This is a genomic window from Enterobacter sp. ECC-175, from assembly GCF_043968675.1.
GTDB lineage: Bacteria > Pseudomonadota > Gammaproteobacteria > Enterobacterales > Enterobacteriaceae > Enterobacter.
This window is the reverse complement of sequence record NZ_CP143776.1, coordinates 3578682-3595557: the sequence shown is the minus strand read 5'-3', so window position 1 is coordinate 3595557 and position 16876 is coordinate 3578682. Positions and strand designations below refer to the sequence as shown.

The window sequence follows — 16876 nt, the reverse complement described above, 5'->3', positions numbered from 1 at the left end:
GACAGATAAAGGCACACATGCTGAGTAACGACATACTTCGTAGCCTGCGCTACACCCTGAAAGCCAACAACAACGACATGGTGCGTATTCTTGCGCTTTCCGACATGGAGTCCACGTCCGCGAGTTTTGATACCTGGACGACCAAAGAAGATGAAGAGGGCTTTGTTCGTTGCCCGGATATTATCCTGTCCGGCTTTCTGAACGGGCTTATCTACGACAAGCGCGGCAAAGATGACTCCGCGCCGGAGCTTGCGCTCGAGCGCCGCGTGAATAACAACACGGTGCTGAAAAAGCTGCGCATTGCGTTTTCACTGAAAACTGACGATATCCTGGCGATGATGACCCAACAAAAATTCCGCGTCTCGATGCCGGAAATCACCGCCATGATGCGCGCGCCGGACCATAAAAACTACCGCGAGTGCGGCGATCAGTTTCTGCGCTATTTCCTGCGCGGGCTGACGCAGCGGGTTCATAACGCGAAGGCGTAATGAAGGAATGGGTGCGGCCTGTTGCCCTCACCCGACCCTCTCCCACGGGGAGAGGCAGAAAACAAAATGCCATTAAAAAAGCCGGATTATGCATCCGGCTTTTTTATTATTTCACCTGCTGACCCGGCTTCGCGCCTTCGTCAGGGCTTAACAGGAAGATATCTTTCCCGCCAGGGCCCGCGGCCATCACCATCCCCTCAGAGATGCCGAAGCGCATTTTACGCGGCGCCAGGTTGGCTACCATCACCGTCTGACGACCAATCAGCACCTGCGGATCGGGGTAGGCTGAGCGGATGCCGGAGAAGACGTTGCGCTTCTCGCCGCCCAGATCCAGCGTCAGGCGCAGCAGCTTGTCAGAACCTTCAACGAACTCCGCGTTCTCAATCAGCGCCACGCGCAGATCGACCTTCGCGAAATCATCAAAGGTGATGGTTTCCTGAATCGGATCGTCAGCCAGCGGGCCGGTCACCGGCGCAGCGGCAGCTTTGACCTCTTCTTTTGACGCTTCCACCAGGGCTTCTACCTGCTTCATCTCGATGCGGTTATACAGCGCCTTGAAGGTGTTCACCTTGTGGCCGAGCAGCGGCTGCTGGATCGCGTCCCAGGTCAGTTCGGTGTTCAGGAACGCTTCAGCACGTTCAGAAAGCTGAGGCAGCACCGGCTTGAGCCAGGTCATCAGCACGCGGAACATGTTCAGACCCATGGTGCAGATCGCCTGCAGGTCAGCGTCGCGGCCCTCCTGCTTCGCGACAATCCACGGCGCCTGCTCGTCAACGTAGCGGTTTGCGACGTCAGCCAGCGCCATGATTTCACGAATCGCCTTGCCGAACTCGCGGCTTTCCCAGGCTTCGCCAACCGCAGCGGCGGCGTCGGTGAAGGTTTTGAACAGCTCAGGATCGGCCAGTTCGGCAGACAGCACGCCGTCGAAACGCTTGGCGATAAAGCCCGCGTTACGGGAGGCCAGGTTAACCACCTTGTTGACGATGTCCGCGTTCACGCGCTGCACGAAATCTTCCAGGTTGAGGTCGATATCGTCGATGCGCGAAGAGAGCTTCGCGGTGTAGTAGTAGCGCAGGCTGTCCGCGTCGAAGTGGTTCAGCCAGGTGCTGGCCTTAATGAACGTGCCGCGGGACTTGGACATCTTCGCGCCGTTCACCGTCACGTAGCCGTGTACGAACAGGTTGGTTGGCTTACGGAAGTTGCTGCCTTCCAGCATCGCTGGCCAGAACAGGCTGTGGAAGTAAACGATGTCTTTGCCGATGAAGTGGTACAGCTCGGCGTCGGAATCTTTCTTCCAGTATTCGTCAAAGCTTACGGTGTCGCCGCGCTTGTCGCACAGGTTCTTGAAGGAACCCATGTAGCCGATTGGCGCGTCCAGCCAGACGTAGAAATATTTGCCCGGTGCGTTCGGGATTTCGAAGCCGAAGTAAGGCGCGTCGCGGGAGATATCCCACTGCTGCAGGCCGGATTCGAACCACTCCTGCATTTTGTTTGCCACCTGCTCCTGCAGCGCGCCGCTGCGGGTCCACGCCTGCAGCATTTCGCTAAACGAGGGCAGGTCGAAGAAGAAGTGCTCGGAGTCACGCATCACCGGCGTCGCGCCGGACACCACGGACTTCGGCTCAATAAGCTCGGTCGGGCTGTAGGTCGCGCCGCACACTTCGCAGTTATCGCCGTACTGATCCGGAGATTTACATTTCGGGCAGGTGCCTTTGACGAAACGGTCCGGCAGGAACATGCCTTTTTCTGGATCGTACAGCTGAGAGATGGTGCGGTTTTTAATAAAACCGTTCTCTTTAAGACGGGTGTAGATCAGCTCCGACAGCTCGCGGTTCTCATCGCTGTGCGTGGAGTGATAGTTGTCATAGCTGATGTCAAAGCCGGCAAAATCGGTCTGATGCTCCTGACTCATTTCAGCAATCATCTGCTCGGGGGAGATCCCCAGCTGCTGGGCTTTCAGCATGATCGGCGTGCCGTGGGCATCGTCCGCGCAGATGAAGTTGACCTCGTGGCCGCGCATTCGCTGGTAACGGACCCAGACATCAGCCTGGATATGCTCCAGCATGTGGCCGAGGTGGATTGAGCCGTTGGCGTACGGCAGGGCGCACGTTACCAGAATTTTTTTCGCGACTTGAGTCATAGTAGGCATTACTTCTTTTAACAGTGAAAAGGGTTTTTGATATTACCAAATGGGGCATTATTAAGTAAGCACAAACCACGGCCTTTCAGGTAAACTTGTTCATCTACGGTCTTATTCACAAGAACAAAGGAGTCGGGATGAGTTCTCAATCCCAGGCCAAATCACCGGAAGCTTTACGAGCAATGGTTGCCGGGACGCTGGCTAATTTTCAGCACCCAACCCTGAAGCACAATCTCACCGCGCTGAAAGCGCTGCATCACGTGGCGTGGATGGACGATACGCTGCACATCGAACTGCAAATGCCGTTCGTCTGGGCCAGCGCGTTCGATACCCTGAAAGAGCAAACCAGCTCTGAGCTGCTGCGCATCACGGGCGCAAAGGCGATTGACTGGAAGCTGAGCCACAGCATTGCCACGCTCAAGCGCGTAAAAAACCAGCCTGGCGTGAACGGCGTGAAGAACATCATCGCCGTCAGTTCCGGAAAGGGCGGGGTGGGGAAATCCTCCACCGCGGTAAACCTGGCGCTGGCGCTGGCGGCCGAAGGGGCGAAGGTGGGTATTCTGGACGCGGATATTTACGGCCCGTCGGTACCGAACATGCTGGGCGCGGAAAACCAGCGCCCAACGTCGCCGGACGGTACCCACATGGCGCCGATTATGGCGCACGGGCTGGCGACTAACTCGATTGGCTATCTGGTCACCGACGATAACGCCATGGTTTGGCGCGGCCCGATGGCCAGCAAAGCGCTGATGCAGATGCTGCAGGAGACCCTGTGGCCGGATCTGGATTATCTGGTGCTGGACATGCCGCCGGGCACGGGTGACATTCAGCTGACGCTGGCGCAGAACATTCCGGTGACGGGCGCGGTTGTGGTGACAACGCCGCAGGACATTGCGCTGATTGACGCCAAAAAAGGCATCGTGATGTTTGAGAAGGTGGAAGTCCCTGTCCTCGGCATCGTCGAAAACATGAGCATGCATATTTGCAGCAACTGCGGACACCATGAGCCTATCTTTGGCACCGGCGGCGCAGAAAAACTGGCCGCGCAGTACCACACTCAGCTGCTGGGCCAGATGCCGCTGCACATCACGCTGCGTGAAGATCTCGACAGCGGGAAGCCGACGGTGGTGAGCCGTCCGGACAGCGAGTTTGCGGAAATCTATCGTCAGCTGGCGGGGCGCGTTGCGGCGCAGCTTTACTGGCAGGGCGAAGTGATTCCGGGTGAAATTGCCTTCCGCGCGGTGTAATTTCTCTTGGCCTTACCCGGCCTGCAAAATACGGTTTTGTAGGTCGGGTTATCGCAGAGCGCAGCGCCACCCGACGTTAACGCAAGCGGTAATGCATCAGATAATACTCTCCGTCCGGAGAATCACCCTTCGCCTCAATGTGCCAGCCGTGCCGCTGGTAAAATTCCACAGCCCGCCTGTTCTTCACCAGACATTTGAGTGACCCCGTGCTGGTAAACGTCTTCTGCACCTGTTCAAGCAGTAAGCGCCCGACGCCCAGACGCTGGTACGGCGGATCGATAAACAGATTGTGAAGAAAGTTATCGTTCATCCAGACGGAGGCGAACCCCAGACGGTGCCCGTTCTGAACGGCAACCCAAATTTCTTCATCGCGGGTCGCCGCATCGAAATCCTCAAGCTGCCATTCATCTCCGTCCAGCCACGGCCAGGCGTCGCGTCGGGCATGCAGGTAGAGCGTGCGCAGGAAAGGACGATCGCTCTCTTGCCACGGGCGGATCCGAACGTTATCAGCGGTGATAGAAGATGTCTCCGTTGTACGCTTTGATAATTTTGCCATCGGTATCGCTAATCAACACGTAGTTTTCACCCATATAGGTCCAGTGCGTACCCGCATCCGGTGCCGGGAGGTTGCGCAGCTGGTACTGTTTAATGGTGTACTCCGGGGTCTGGTACTGAGCAGGTGCCGTATCGCCGATCTTAAATTTGGTGAAGTCGGCAATGAACTCTTGTTCTTCATAGGCCTTGATGCCGGAAGGGGCGGACGCCGTTTGCGGAGCAGCGCAGGCAGCACCCGCTAAAGACAGTAGAACACCCAGAAGCAGCAGTTTGCGCTTAGCCATTTTTTCTCCAGTGAAATCGTTACGGACAGATGGAACAGCTGTGAGCCTATTTTAAGTATCACGCAGTAGTGTGTTTGAAAAAAATGTAACAAAAATGGACGGTTTTGTGTAGCGATTATGGGGTTGGGTATTATTTTGCTGAATGGATGACTTCTATTTTTGTGATGAGAATTATCGTTATATAAATCAATTCTGAAAAATTACGGCTCGTTCGAAATTATATCATATTGCGAATGCATTCCCTGTTCAGAAGACTTAAAATTGCGCGTCATACATGTTTGACGTTATTTCATTCAGCCCCCGCATTAGCATTTCTCGTAACATCACCTGCGAACCGTGGAGCTGAATATATCTATTTCTTCACTCGTAAATCATTGATTAAAATGATAATCATGGGTTTTAATTGCTGTTGCTCCTGGCTTGTCGGTTAAGGACTGACCGCAATGACAATAGAACTAATTATATAAATGAAAAACACAACGCCACTTTCGATTATATTTCTCGTTATTAGTCAGTTAACCGGCTGTGTTTTTTCTCCCGGGCAAAATTTAAGCGTAACAGGGAAGAATATTGCCTCGTCGGGCGCCGCTGATTATCAAATTGATAATCATGTCGACGTCTACCCGATTACGCCCGGCCTGATTGAAAAAATGCGCAAACCGATGCTGAAATCTCAGCAAAATCCTAACCTTGATGACCAGGTCAGAGCGTGGGAGTACCGCGTCGGCGCGGGTGATATCCTGACGGTAACGGTATGGGACCACCCGGAGCTCACCACGCCTGCAGGACAATATCGTAGCGCAAGCGATGCCGGTAACTGGGTTAATGCAGATGGTACGCTCTTTTATCCTTACGTCGGCAAGGTGCACGTTGCCGGGAAAACCGTGGCTGAGATCCGCGATGAGATTGCCGCGCGCCTGGAGCGGGTTATCGAAAGCCCCCAGGTCGACGTCAGCATTGCGTCTTTCCGTTCTCAAAAAGCATATGTCACCGGTGAAGTGGCAAAATCGGGCCAGCAGGCCATTACCAATATCCCGCTGACGGTCATGGATGCGGTTAACGCTGCGGGGGGGCTCTCCGCCGATGCCGACTGGCGAAACGTCGTGCTCACGCACAACGGCAAGGACGCACGGCTTTCACTGTATGCGCTAATGCAGCACGGCGATCTTTCGCAAAACAAACTGCTGTATCCTGGCGATATCCTCTTTATCCCACGTAACGATGCGCTGAAGGTCTTCGTGATGGGGGAAGTGGTTAAGCAGAGCACGCTTAAAATGGATCGCAGCGGTATGACGCTGGCGGAGGCGCTGGGCAATGCGGGCGGTGTGAATCAGGATATGGCCGATGCCACCGGGATCTTCGTCATTCGCTCAATCCCGAAAAAAGAACGTTCGGACAAAATTGCCAATATCTACCAGCTTAACGCCAAAGATGCGTCGGCAATGGTGATGGGCACGGAGTTTGAGCTGGAACCCTATGACATTGTCTATGTCACCACGGCGCCGCTTTCGCGCTGGAATCGCGTGATCTCACAGCTTGTTCCAACCATCAGCGGCGTGCACGACCTGACCGAAACCGTCCGCAATATTCGCTCGTGGCCGCAGTAATGTTCAATTCGATACTGGTGGTGTGCACCGGAAACATCTGCCGCTCTCCCATCGCGGAGCGGCTGTTGCGACAGCTTCTGCCGGGCAAGCAGGTCACCTCCGCGGGGGTGATGGGCCTTGAGGGGCGCCCGGCGGACAGCGGTGCGAGGGACGTTGCCATGCGCCACGGCATCTCGCTCGACGGGCACGTGGCGCGCAGGCTAACGCGCAGCCTGATGCAGACGTCCGATCTTATTCTGGTGATGGAGTCAGAACATCTTCGCTATATCGCCGATATCGCACCGGAAACCCGGGGTAAATCACTGCTTTTTGGCCACTGGCTGGAGCAGCAAAACATCCCCGATCCGTACTGTAAAAGTCGTGAAACGTTCGAATACGTCTTCGAGCAGTTGGGCAAAGCCAGTCAGGAATGGGCTCGCCGTTTGGGTCAACAAGGAATGAAGCATTAATGTCGTCTTACACCACTGACAGCTATGGGGCTGTCTCATCCCAAAAAGGTGAGATCGATCTGATTCGCTTGCTCGGCGAGATGATCGACCACCGCGTTATCATTTTAAGCATTACGCTTCTGTTTGCCGCTTTTTCCGCAATGTACGCCTGTTTTTCAACGCCCGTGTACCAGGCGGATGCCCTGATCCAAATCGAGGCGAAACAGGAAAACGGCCTGCTTAAAAGTTTAAGCCAGCTTGATTCTGGCCTTTCACCCGACGTAGCGCCGGAGATATTGCTGCTTAAATCGCGCATGATCCTTGGGGAAACCGTCGACAAGCTTGGGCTGACTCGGCAGGTACGCCAGCGTATGCTGCCGATTGTGGGCCCGCTGTGGGAGTGGATGCAGGGGCATAAAGAAGGCGCTATTGCGGTCGAAGGGCTGCATATTCCTCTGGCGGGAGGGCAGCGTCAGGAGCTTATCCTGACCGCACTTGGTGCGGGGGAGTATTTACTTGAAGGTAAAGATCTCCGTGCCCAGGGAACGGTAGGTAAACCGCTGGCGAAAGAGGGCGTCTCGCTGCTGGTGACAGCGCTTGATGCCGAGCCAGGAACGCAGTTCACCCTGAAATCGTTGCCCCGGCTTGACGTTATCCATTCGCTTCAAAAGCGCCTGACGGTCACTGAATCGGCGAAGCAGAGCGGTATGCTCACCCTGACGTTAACCGGCCACGATCCGGATAGCATCGCGCTGGAGCTGAATACGATCGCGGAAAGCTACCTGCGTCAAAACGTTGCCCGCCAGCAGGCACATGACGCCCGCAGCCTGGCTTTCCTGCAGCATCAGTTGCCCAAAATCAGCGGTGAACTGAATGAGGCAGAGGTTCGCCTGAATGATTACCGGAAAAAGCGCGATTCCGTTGACTTAACCCTTGAGGCGAAATCGGTGCTGGATCGGGTCGTCAACGTCGAAAACCAGCTTAACGAGCTCACCTTCCGCGAAGCGGAGATCTCGCAGCTGTTTAAAAAGGATCACCCAACCTATCGCGCACTGCAGGACAAACGCAAGACGCTTGAGCAGGAACGGGCGCGATTAAATAGTCGCGTCTCAAGCATGCCTTCCACGCAGCAGGAAATTATACGTCTCAGCCGCGACGTAGAGTCCGGGCGTGAAATCTACCAGCAGCTTTTAACGCGCCAGCAGGAGCTCAATATTTCTCGTTCCAGCGCGATTGGGAATGTGCGCATCATCGACCCTGCGGTCACCAAATCCGATCCGATAAAACCCAGAAAGATGCTGATCGTGGTGATGGGCGTGCTGCTTGGGGCGATGGTTTCCGCAGGCGGCGTGCTGGTGCGCGTGGCGCTTAAACGCGGTATCACCACCTCTGAACAGCTTGAGGTGCACGGGATCCCCGTTCTGGCGACGCTGCCGCGATCCGCATGGCTATGGAAAAAAACGCACCTGCGCAGCAAGGTCCCCTTTAGCTCGCACTGGCAGCATAAAACCTCGGATATCCCTTTCCTGCCCGTGGACCGGCCTGCGGATATGTTTGTTGAGGCAATCCGGGGGCTGCGAACCAGCCTACACTTCACCATGATGGACACCATGAACAGCGTGGTGATGTTTACCGGGCCGACTCAGGACTGTGGTAAAACCCTGGTCAGCACGTCGCTGGCGGCGATTGCCGCGCAGGCGGGGAAAAAAACGCTATTTATCGACGCCGACATGCGCGCTGGCTATGTGGATAATATTTTTAACCTCAGCAACCAGCGCGGGTTGTCCTCCGTGCTTGAAGGAGCCTGCGAGCATCGGGACGCAATTCAGCGCTACCAGAAGGGGGGTTTTGACGTGATGACGCGCGGCCCGGACCCGCATCTTCCTTCTGAACTGCTGCTGAGCGAGCGGCTACATGCCGTGATGGCATGGGCGGATGAGCATTACGATATGGTCATTGTTGATACGCCACCGGTGCTTGCCGTCACCGATGCCGCCCTGATTGCCAGAGCGGCGGCGACGCTCATTCTCGTCACCCGTTTCGATAAAACCAGTTCGAAAGAGGTCGAGAACAGTATAAAACGCCTGCAGCAGGTGGGTGCCAGGGTCAGCGGTATGCTTCTCAACGATATCGTGAAATCTGCCGCGCTTTATTACAGCTCCGGAAATAGCCACTACGACTACAGCTATAATCCGGAACGTAAATCACGCGAGCGCTAGTGCCTCACCAGCGTGGCAAAGTAGTACACAAGGGGAATGGCGAGAACCCAAAGACCAACGGGGATTTCGCGCCATTTCCCGGCAATCGCCTTGATCACAATGTAAAACAGCAGTCCCCCCGCGATGCCCGTCCCGAAGCTGTTGGCAATCAGCGTAATCATGACCATCATCAGCACCGGCAGGCCGTCGGTGAAGTTCGCCAGGTCCACCTTCCGCAGGCCGCTGAACATATTTAGCCCAATCAGAATAAGGGCTGGCGCGGTCGCTTCTTTAGGGATCATGAGCGCCACCGGGGTAAACAGCAGCATCAGCAGAAACATCACGGCGGCGGCCAGCGCGGTCATGCCGGTTTTGCCCCCGGCTTCTGCGGCGGCGGAAGACTCAATCAGCGCCGTTGCGGCCGGAATACCCACCCAAGGGCCAACCGCGGCCGCAATAGAGTCCACCATAAAGGGGCGATTGATATGCGGCATATTGCCTTCGTCGTCCAGCAAACCCGCTTCGCCGCCCACGGCCAGCGTCGTCCCCATGGTGGAGAAAAACTCGGACGCGAAAAAGACGAACAGGAACGGCAGGAAGGCGATGTTAAGCGCGCCGATCATGTCGATCTGGCCCAGCACCGGCGTGAGCGAGTGGGGGGCATCGATAAGGCTGGCGGGTAATTTAGTCACGCCCATTGGGATGCCGACGAGCGTGGCGAACAGAATGGCCCACAGGATAGCGCCCGGAATGCGGCGGGCCTGCAGGGCGATGGCCAAAAACAGCCCGGACAACGCCACCAGCGCGGCGGGTGAGAGAAAATCACCGAGCATCAGCGCGTTCGTTTTCGCGTTTGCCAGCACCAGCCCGGCGTTTCTAAAGCCAAGCACGGCGACAAACAGTCCGATGGACGCGGTCAGGCCCAGCTTAATGGACTGGGGTACCGAGCGCGTGACCACTTCGCGAAGCCCGAAGCGGGTCAGCAAAAAGAACAAAATGCCCGACCAGCAGGCAATGCCCAGGCCGATTTGCCAGCCAATACCCTCACTTCCCGCCAGCGTCACGCCGACCAGCACCGAGCCGCCGATGCCCGGCCCGACGATAAACGGCAGGTTCGCGTAAAACGCCATCAGCAGCGTGCCGGCGACAAATACCAGAATGGTGCCGGTCGTTGCGGCGCCTTTGTCCATTCCGCCCACGGCCAGCAGCCCGGGGATCACCACCAGTAGGTACGCGGCCGCCAGAAAGCCGGTAATGCCGGCCAGACACTCTGTTCGTACGGTGCTCCCGCGCGCTTGCAGTGCGAAACGGCGCTCAAGCCAGCTCTCTGGTGCTGGCGTATTAACGGTATTGTCGGCCATTATCCGGCTCTCCTTCAGTATTATTGCGTGGCGTCCGGCGTTTCCCGGTACGAAATGAGCGGATCGACAATCTGGCGCGTGGTGCCGTCGGTCAATCCAAGGTCGGTCAAATGCGGCCCGGCGTTGCAGGCAAGACACGTGCCCTCTATCGCCTTAAAGACGCGATACGGCGGCTCCCAGTCGGCAATCTCGCTGCTGCGATCGCGAAGCGTGCGGAACTGCTGCGCCAGCTCGGACGGCGGCAGTTCGGACAGCATTCCGGCTATCGGCATCGCGACGTGCGAGATAATCTTCCCGCGCTGCGCCAGCGCCATGCCGCCCCCGCTTTGAATCAGCGCGTTTGCCGCCAGCGCCATATCCTCCGGCGAGCGTCCCAGCACGACCAGGTTGTGGGCATCGTGCGAGTAGCTGGTGGCTATCGCGCCGCGCAGCTCTCCCCAGCCTTCCAGCAGGGCAATCTGCGGTTTGGCCTCATGGCGACCGTGGCGATGCTGTACCCAAATCAGGCTAAATCCTTCCGGTACTTCAACGCGTCCGCTGTGGACGTTAACCTCAACTTCGCCCCAGCGGGTAAACCGCGCGCCGCTGATGTGGCGCAGGCGGGCTATACCGTGGCTGGCACCTTCGATGCGAAGCTGAAAATCATCAGCCGCGAGCGCAGACAGCCTCAGGGTATCGCGCGGCAATGAGGCCGCGGGGGATATCACTGGCTCAGTCATCGCCCCGTTGCGGGCAATCAGCTTGCCCGCGGCGTAAACCCGGCGAGCGGCCAGCTTATCCAGGGAATTAAACGCGACCAGATCCGCGCGTCGTCCGGCAGCGATCAGCCCAAGATCGTTGCGCTGCAGGCGAATGGCGGCGTTCAGCGTGGCGAAGCGCAGCGCGTCGGTTGCCGCCAGCCCGTGCTCAATCAGCAGGTTGAGGAGGGCGATAATGCCGCCTTTCTCCAGCAGCATATCGGGGGGCACATCGTCGGTACAAACCGTGATCTGCGAGGAGAGATGCGGCAGGGTTTTCAGGGCGTTAACAATTTCGGGCAGCAGGTAGGGATGGGAACCGCGGATTTCCAGCGTCAGGCCGGCGCGCAGTTTTTCCAGCGCATCGTCCGCGGAGGTCAGCTCGTGATCGGACGTCACGCCCGCCGCGAGATAGGCCTGTAAATCCGCCCCGCTCAGCCCCCTGGCGTGCCCTTCGATAAGCTTTCCGCTTTCCAGGCCCGCCTGCAGAATGCCGATCATGCGCGGGCTGCCGTTCAGCACGCCGTGCATATCCATCACTTCCGCCACGCCGCGCACGTCGGGCCAGCCGAGCAGGGTCGTCATCTCATCGCCGTTAAAGTCCGCGCCGGACATCTCCAGCCCGGGCGTAGAGGGCACGCTTGATGGTGCCGCGACCATGACCTGCAGCGGCAGGTTGCGGGTGGATTCAATCGCAAAGCGAACGCCGTCAATGCCGAGCACGTTCGCCAGCTCGTGCGGGTCCCAAAAAACCGCCGTCGTGCCCTGCGCCAGCACGATTTCCGCGTAGCGGGCGGGCAGCAGGTGCGAGCTTTCAAGATGGACGTGCGTGTCCATCAGGCCCGGAGAAAGGTAAAGCCCGCTGAGATCGTGCGTCTCAAGCGCATCGCTGCGGCTGCCGCGCGGGTGTACGCTGGCAATCAGCTCGCCGACGATACCGACGTCGGCGTCGCGGATCTCGCCGGTCGCCATATCGATAATCTGGGCCTGGGTGAGCAGCAGGTCAAAAGGCAGTTCGCCTCGCGCGGCCTGTACGGCGCGGCGTCGGGTTTCGGCAGTCATGCAATAAACGGTTCCAGCTTCAAAATAATGACGCTACTCTATGCACCCGGCAAACGTTTGCCTAGCTGATAAAATTTATCACCCGATAACTACGGGTTATTCTGCGACGCGTGAAAGAGAAAATGATGACGGAACCCTGGCAGCGCTTGCCCGCGCTCTCTCTTCGGCAGCTTCAGTACTTTGTCACCCTTGCCGAGCTGCGGCATTTTACGGATACGGCCAGCAGGCTGGCGATTAGCCAGCCCGCGCTCAGCAGCGCCCTGCGGCAAATTGAAACGGTGCTGGGCGGCAAGCTGGTTAACCGTACCGCCTCTGCCGTGACGCTAACCGAGCTGGGCAATGCCATTCTGCCGCACGCGCAGCGGGTGGTCAGCGTCGCGCAGCTTGCGTTCGAGGATATGCAGCGGATCGTGCAGGCCGGCGGCGACGGCACGGTGCGGATTGGCCTGATCCCCTCCGTCGGTTCGCTCTTATTCCCACAGCTTCCGCAGGCGCTGGCGCAGGCGTTTCCTCGCCTGAAGGTCGAGTTTCACGATCAAACTAACGATGCGCTGGTGGCGCAGCTGCTGAAAGGGCAGATTGATTTCGGCATAGGCGCGCTCGATAACAGCGTGTCCGACGCGCTGGACGTGTTTCCGATTCAGGAAGATCCGTTTGTTGCCGTGGTCCATCGGGACGATCCGCTGGCCGCCTCGGCCCACCTGCCCTGGAAGCAGCTGGCCGGCCGTGATATCGCGGTCTTCACGAAAGGCAATATTCAGCGCCTGGTCAACGCGCTGGCGGAGAGCCACCGCCTCTCTTTACGCACGCGCTATCAGGTGGATTACATCGAAACGCTGTACGGGCTGGTGCGCTCCCGGCTCGCGGTGGCTATTTTGCCCCAGCTTTATACGACCCATCTTCAGGACCCGCAGCTTAAGGTCGTTCATCTTCAGCAGCCGGCGCTGGCCCGCACGGTGGCCTTGATGCGCGCCCCGCAGGCGCTGCCTCCGCTGATTGAATCCTGCTTTGCGCTGATGCTGGAAACCCTGCGCGCAACCTGACGCGACACTTCTTTACAGCGGGGCGGCGCAATGCTCGCTAAGATGACCCTCGTCTACTCACGAGGTCAACATGGAAAACCGCACATTCGCTAAGCTCCGCCGCTGGGCGCGAGAAGGGATCATTATCGTTCTGCTAGCGCTGGCCGTCATGTGGGGCGTGGACCAATACCGCAAACCCGATTTGCCCGCCAGCTTCAGCGCGACGCCGATGCAGAGCATCGACGGAAAAACGTTCGACATTGCGGCGCTCAGCCAGGAGCGGCCGCTGCTGATTTACGTCTGGGCGACCTGGTGCAGCATTTGCCGCTTTACGACGCCAGCGGTCGATAAGATGGCGAAAGAGGGCGGGAACGTGGTGAGCATCGCGCTGCGCTCCGGCGATGACGCGAAGCTTGCGCGCTGGGTGGAAAAGAAACGGCTTACGATGCCGGTGATTAACGATGCGCGCGGGGCGCTGTCGCAGCAGTGGCAGGTGAGCGTCACGCCAACGCTGGTGATTGTGTCAAAAGGGCAGGTGGTCAGCACGACAACCGGCTGGACGAGCTACTGGGGAATGAAAGTACGGATGTGGTGGGCGGGGCGATAAAATAACCCCTCTCCGTAAGGAGAGGGGCTGACATTACTTGGCCATGACTTCCTTAGCGGTACGCTCAACCAGAGACAGCAGGACCTTAACGTCCTCCAGCGTCACGGTTGGGTTCAGCAGGGTAAGCTTCAGGCAGGTGATGCCGTTGTGCTCGGTCACGCCAACGTTGGCACGACCGGATTCCAGCAGCGCATCGCCGATTTTCTGGTTCAGCAGGGCAACGCCCGCATCGTCCAGCTGCGCCTGCGGGCGGAAGCGGAAGAGCACGCTTGCCAGCTGCGGCTGCATGACCAGCTCCAGAGCAGGCTGCTCCTTCACGTAGGCCGCAACCTGCTGCGCCAGCGTCACGCCGTGATCGATAATCGCCGCGTACTGCTCCTGGCCCAGCGCTTCCAGGCTCATCCACAGCTTCAGCGCGTCGAAGCGGCGCGTCGTCTGCAGCGATTTGGAGACCAGGTTCGGCACGCCCGCTTCTTCATCGAACTCCGAGTTCAGGTAGGCCGCCTGATAGCGCATTAGCTCATAGTGACGCGCTTCTTTCAGCAGGAACGCGCCGCAGCTGATGGTCTGGAAGAACTGCTTGTGGAAGTCCAGGGTAACGGAATCCACCAGCTCAATGCCGTCCAGGTAGTGGCGATACTGCTCGGACATCAGCAGCGCGCCGCCCCAGGCCGCATCAACGTGCACCCAGATGTTCTGCTTCGCCGCCAGCTCGGCAATCGCGCGCAGCGGATCGATAGCACCGGCATCGGTGGTACCTGCGGTCGCAACAATCGCCAGAATCTGCTCGCCGTTGGCGTTGCACTGCTCGATTTTCGCCGCCAGATCGCTGAGATCCATGCGCGAGAACTCGTCCGTTTTCACCTGCACCACGGACTGGTAGCCCAGCCCCATCAGCGCCATGTTCTTCTGCACGGAGAAGTGGGCGTTTTCGGAGCACAGCACGCGAATCTTGCGCAGATCGCCGACCAGACCGTCCTGCTGAACGGAGTGGCCCTGGCGCGCGAAGAACGCATCGCGCGCCAGCATCAGGCCCATCAGGTTGCTCTGGGTACCGCCGCTGGTGAAGACACCCGCGTCGCCAGCCTGATAACCCACGCGGGTACGCAGCCATTCGATCAGCTTGATCTCAATGATGGTTGCGGACGGGCTTTGATCCCAGGAGTCCATGCTCTGGTTGGTGGCGTTGATCAGCACTTCCGCCGCCTGGCTCACGACCAGGCTTGGGCAGTGCAGGTGCGCCACGCACTGCGGGTGATGAACGGACAGGCTGTCTTTCAGGAAGAACTCCACGGCGCGTTCAATCGCCGCTTCGTTGCCCAGCCCTTTCGGGTTGAAATCCAGCTTAATGCGGTCGCGCAGCTCAGCGACCGTTTTGCCCTGATACATCTCAGGCTGCTTCAGCCACTGCATCACAGCCTGAGTGCTTTGTTCAATCGCCTGCTGGTAAGCGTCGATGCTCTGCGCAGAGGAGAACAAAATTGGGTTTGAATCAGACATCGTAATCAACAACTCCGGTTACGCCGGGCGAACGCCCGCAGCAAGCAGCGCCTGCTCGAATTTATCCAGGAAGATCTTCAGCTCGTCATCGCTAATCAGCAGAGACGGCAGCAGGCGCAGAACGATACCGTTACGGCCGCCGCGCTCCAGAATCAGACCGTTTTCGAAGCACTTCTTCTGGATCAGGGCAGACAGCTCGCCGTCGCCAGGGAAGCAGCCCATGTGGTCAGCCGCTTCGTTTGGCTTCACGATTTCAATGCCGATCATCATGCCCAGACCGCGAACGTGGCCGATAACCGGATAGCGTTTCGCCATCTCTTTCAGCTGGCCTTTCAGCCATTCGCCCTGTGCGGCCACTTTGCCCGCGATGTTCTGGTCTTTCAGGATTTTCAGCGTGGTCAGGCCGGTTGCCATCGCCAGCTGGTTGCCGCGGAAGGTGCCGGTGTGGTGGCCTGGCGCCCATGCGTCGAACTGCTTTTTGATGCCCAGTACGGCCAGCGGCAGACCGCCACCGACGGCTTTAGACATCACGATGATGTCTGGCTCAATGCCCGCGTGTTCGAAGGCGAAGAATTTACCGGTGCGCGCGAAGCCCGCCTGCACTTCGTCAAGGATCAGCAAAATGCCGTGTTCCTGCGTCACTTTACGGATGCGCTGCAGCCATTCGGCCGGAGCCGGGTTCACGCCGCCTTCGCCCTGAACCGCTTCCAGGATCACCGCGGCAGGTTTACGCACGCCGCTTTCAACGTCGTTGATCAGGTTATCGAAGTAGTAGGTCAGCGCCTTCACGCCCGCTTCGCCGCCGATGCCCAGCGGGCAGCGGTACTCGTGCGGGTATGGCATGAACTGGACTTCTGGCATCATGCCATCAACCGCTTCTTTCGGAGACAGGTTGCCGGTCACGGACAGCGCGCCGTGGGTCATGCCGTGGTAGCCGCCGGAGAAGCTGATAATCCCGCTGCGGCCGGTGACTTTTTTCGCCAGCTTCAGCGCGGCTTCAACGGCGTCAGCGCCGGATGGGCCGGTGAACTGCAGGCAATACTCTTTGCCCTGGCCTGGCAGCAGAGAGAGCAGATATTCGGAAAACGCGTCTTTCAAGGGCGTAGTCAAATCGAGGGTATGTAACGGCAAGCCGCTGGTAATGACATTTTGGATGCTTTTCAGCACATCAGGATGATTGTGGCCCAGCGCGAGGGTGCCTGCGCCGGCTAAACAGTCAAGGTATTCTTTATTATCTGCATCGGTGATCCACACGCCTTCTGCTTTGGTAATCGCTAAAGGCAGCTTGCGCGGATAACTCCTGACGTTAGATTCAAACTCGGCCTGACGGGCCAGATAGGTTTCGTTGCTTTTGTGGGCATCTACAGTGTCAATACGGACTTTATCCGTCATCATATCTCTCCTACAACCGCGGCTTCGCTATGCGCCACGATTGAATAAATAGTATAAAAAATAGATGGGGCCTGAAAAAACGCCGCCAATATAGAGCCTTTTGAGGTTGGGCTCAATGGTTAATTTGTTTGCGGTTTTATGACAAACGTAAAGGAACCGCACCCCACCATGAAGCGCGTGAAATCTGGAGAAATATCATTGAATAAAAACAGTCAATTGCGCGGTGAAGTCGGGGCGTAGTTTGTTAC

General features: G+C 57.9%; 14 protein-coding genes. 7 read left to right on the top strand and 7 right to left on the bottom strand.

Annotated elements, in window-relative coordinates; genetic code table 11:
• Window positions 1–17: 17 nt before the first annotated feature.
• The gene (locus V1599_RS17145) at window positions 18–488 is read left to right on the top strand and encodes a DUF1456 family protein (RefSeq protein WP_112012529.1); all 471 of its coding nucleotides are present in this window, start codon (window positions 18–20) and stop codon (window positions 486–488) included.
• A gap of 106 nt (window positions 489–594) precedes the next feature.
• Here V1599_RS17145 and metG read toward each other — a convergent pair whose 3' ends face one another.
• The gene (gene metG, locus V1599_RS17140) at window positions 595–2628 is read right to left on the bottom strand and encodes a methionine--tRNA ligase (protein WP_112012528.1); all 2034 of its coding nucleotides are present in this window, start codon (window positions 2626–2628) and stop codon (window positions 595–597) included.
• 137 nt (window positions 2629–2765) lie between these two features.
• On the opposite strand from metG, the gene apbC reads away from it, so the two are divergent.
• Window positions 2766–3875, top strand: coding sequence for an iron-sulfur cluster carrier protein ApbC (apbC, locus tag V1599_RS17135; RefSeq protein WP_112012527.1), 1110 nt, complete (start codon window positions 2766–2768; stop codon window positions 3873–3875).
• 76 nt (window positions 3876–3951) lie between these two features.
• Here apbC and V1599_RS17130 read toward each other — a convergent pair whose 3' ends face one another.
• Window positions 3952–4431, bottom strand: coding sequence for a GNAT family N-acetyltransferase (locus V1599_RS17130; RefSeq protein ID WP_112012526.1), 480 nt, complete (start codon window positions 4429–4431; stop codon window positions 3952–3954).
• Window positions 4382–4714 carry an RcnB family protein gene (locus V1599_RS17125; RefSeq protein ID WP_112012525.1) on the bottom strand — a complete coding sequence of 111 codons (333 nt, stop codon included), beginning with the start codon at window positions 4712–4714 and terminating at the stop codon, window positions 4382–4384. Before V1599_RS17125 ends, V1599_RS17130 begins: the two co-directional genes overlap by 50 nt.
• A gap of 467 nt (window positions 4715–5181) precedes the next feature.
• On the opposite strand from V1599_RS17125, the gene V1599_RS17120 reads away from it, so the two are divergent.
• The 3 genes from V1599_RS17120 to V1599_RS17110 are packed head-to-tail and all read left to right on the top strand — an operon-like array spanning window position 5182 to window position 8968.
• Complete coding sequence (locus tag V1599_RS17120) at window positions 5182–6321, top strand: polysaccharide export protein (protein ID WP_112012524.1); 1140 nt, start codon at window positions 5182–5184, stop codon at window positions 6319–6321.
• Entirely contained in the window at window positions 6321–6770 is a 450-nt protein-coding gene (locus V1599_RS17115; protein ID WP_112012523.1) for a protein tyrosine phosphatase, read from the top strand. Before V1599_RS17120 ends, V1599_RS17115 begins: the two co-directional genes overlap by 1 nt.
• The gene (locus V1599_RS17110; protein ID WP_395300506.1) at window positions 6770–8968 is read left to right on the top strand and encodes a polysaccharide biosynthesis tyrosine autokinase; all 2199 of its coding nucleotides are present in this window, start codon (window positions 6770–6772) and stop codon (window positions 8966–8968) included. Before V1599_RS17115 ends, V1599_RS17110 begins: the two co-directional genes overlap by 1 nt.
• On the opposite strand, the gene V1599_RS17105 is transcribed toward V1599_RS17110, so the two are convergent.
• Both V1599_RS17105 and V1599_RS17100 read right to left on the bottom strand, forming a co-directional pair.
• A complete protein-coding gene (locus tag V1599_RS17105) occupies window positions 8965–10308 on the bottom strand; it encodes an NCS2 family permease (protein WP_395300505.1) in 1344 nt (447 codons plus the stop codon). The genes V1599_RS17110 and V1599_RS17105 overlap by 4 nt on opposite strands.
• A 20-nt stretch (window positions 10309–10328) precedes the next feature.
• Window positions 10329–12107, bottom strand: coding sequence for an adenine deaminase (locus tag V1599_RS17100; protein WP_395300504.1), 1779 nt, complete (start codon window positions 12105–12107; stop codon window positions 10329–10331).
• 122 nt (window positions 12108–12229) lie between these two features.
• Here V1599_RS17100 and V1599_RS17095 point away from each other — a divergent pair, with 122 nt between their 5' ends.
• On the top strand, window positions 12230–13150 hold the full coding sequence (locus V1599_RS17095) for a LysR family transcriptional regulator (protein ID WP_395300503.1): 921 nt from the start codon (window positions 12230–12232) through the stop codon (window positions 13148–13150).
• A 70-nt stretch (window positions 13151–13220) separates the two neighbouring features.
• Window positions 13221–13736: a protein disulfide oxidoreductase gene (locus tag V1599_RS17090; RefSeq protein ID WP_395300502.1), complete on the top strand. Its 516-nt coding sequence runs from the start codon at window positions 13221–13223 to the stop codon at window positions 13734–13736.
• 33 nt (window positions 13737–13769) lie between these two features.
• On the opposite strand, the gene V1599_RS17085 is transcribed toward V1599_RS17090, so the two are convergent.
• Both V1599_RS17085 and V1599_RS17080 read right to left on the bottom strand, forming a co-directional pair.
• Complete coding sequence (locus tag V1599_RS17085) at window positions 13770–15236, bottom strand: pyridoxal phosphate-dependent decarboxylase family protein (protein WP_395300501.1); 1467 nt, start codon at window positions 15234–15236, stop codon at window positions 13770–13772.
• A gap of 18 nt (window positions 15237–15254) precedes the next feature.
• Window positions 15255–16631, bottom strand: coding sequence for a diaminobutyrate--2-oxoglutarate transaminase (locus V1599_RS17080; RefSeq protein ID WP_112012516.1), 1377 nt, complete (start codon window positions 16629–16631; stop codon window positions 15255–15257).
• Window positions 16632–16876: the final 245 nt, after the last annotated feature.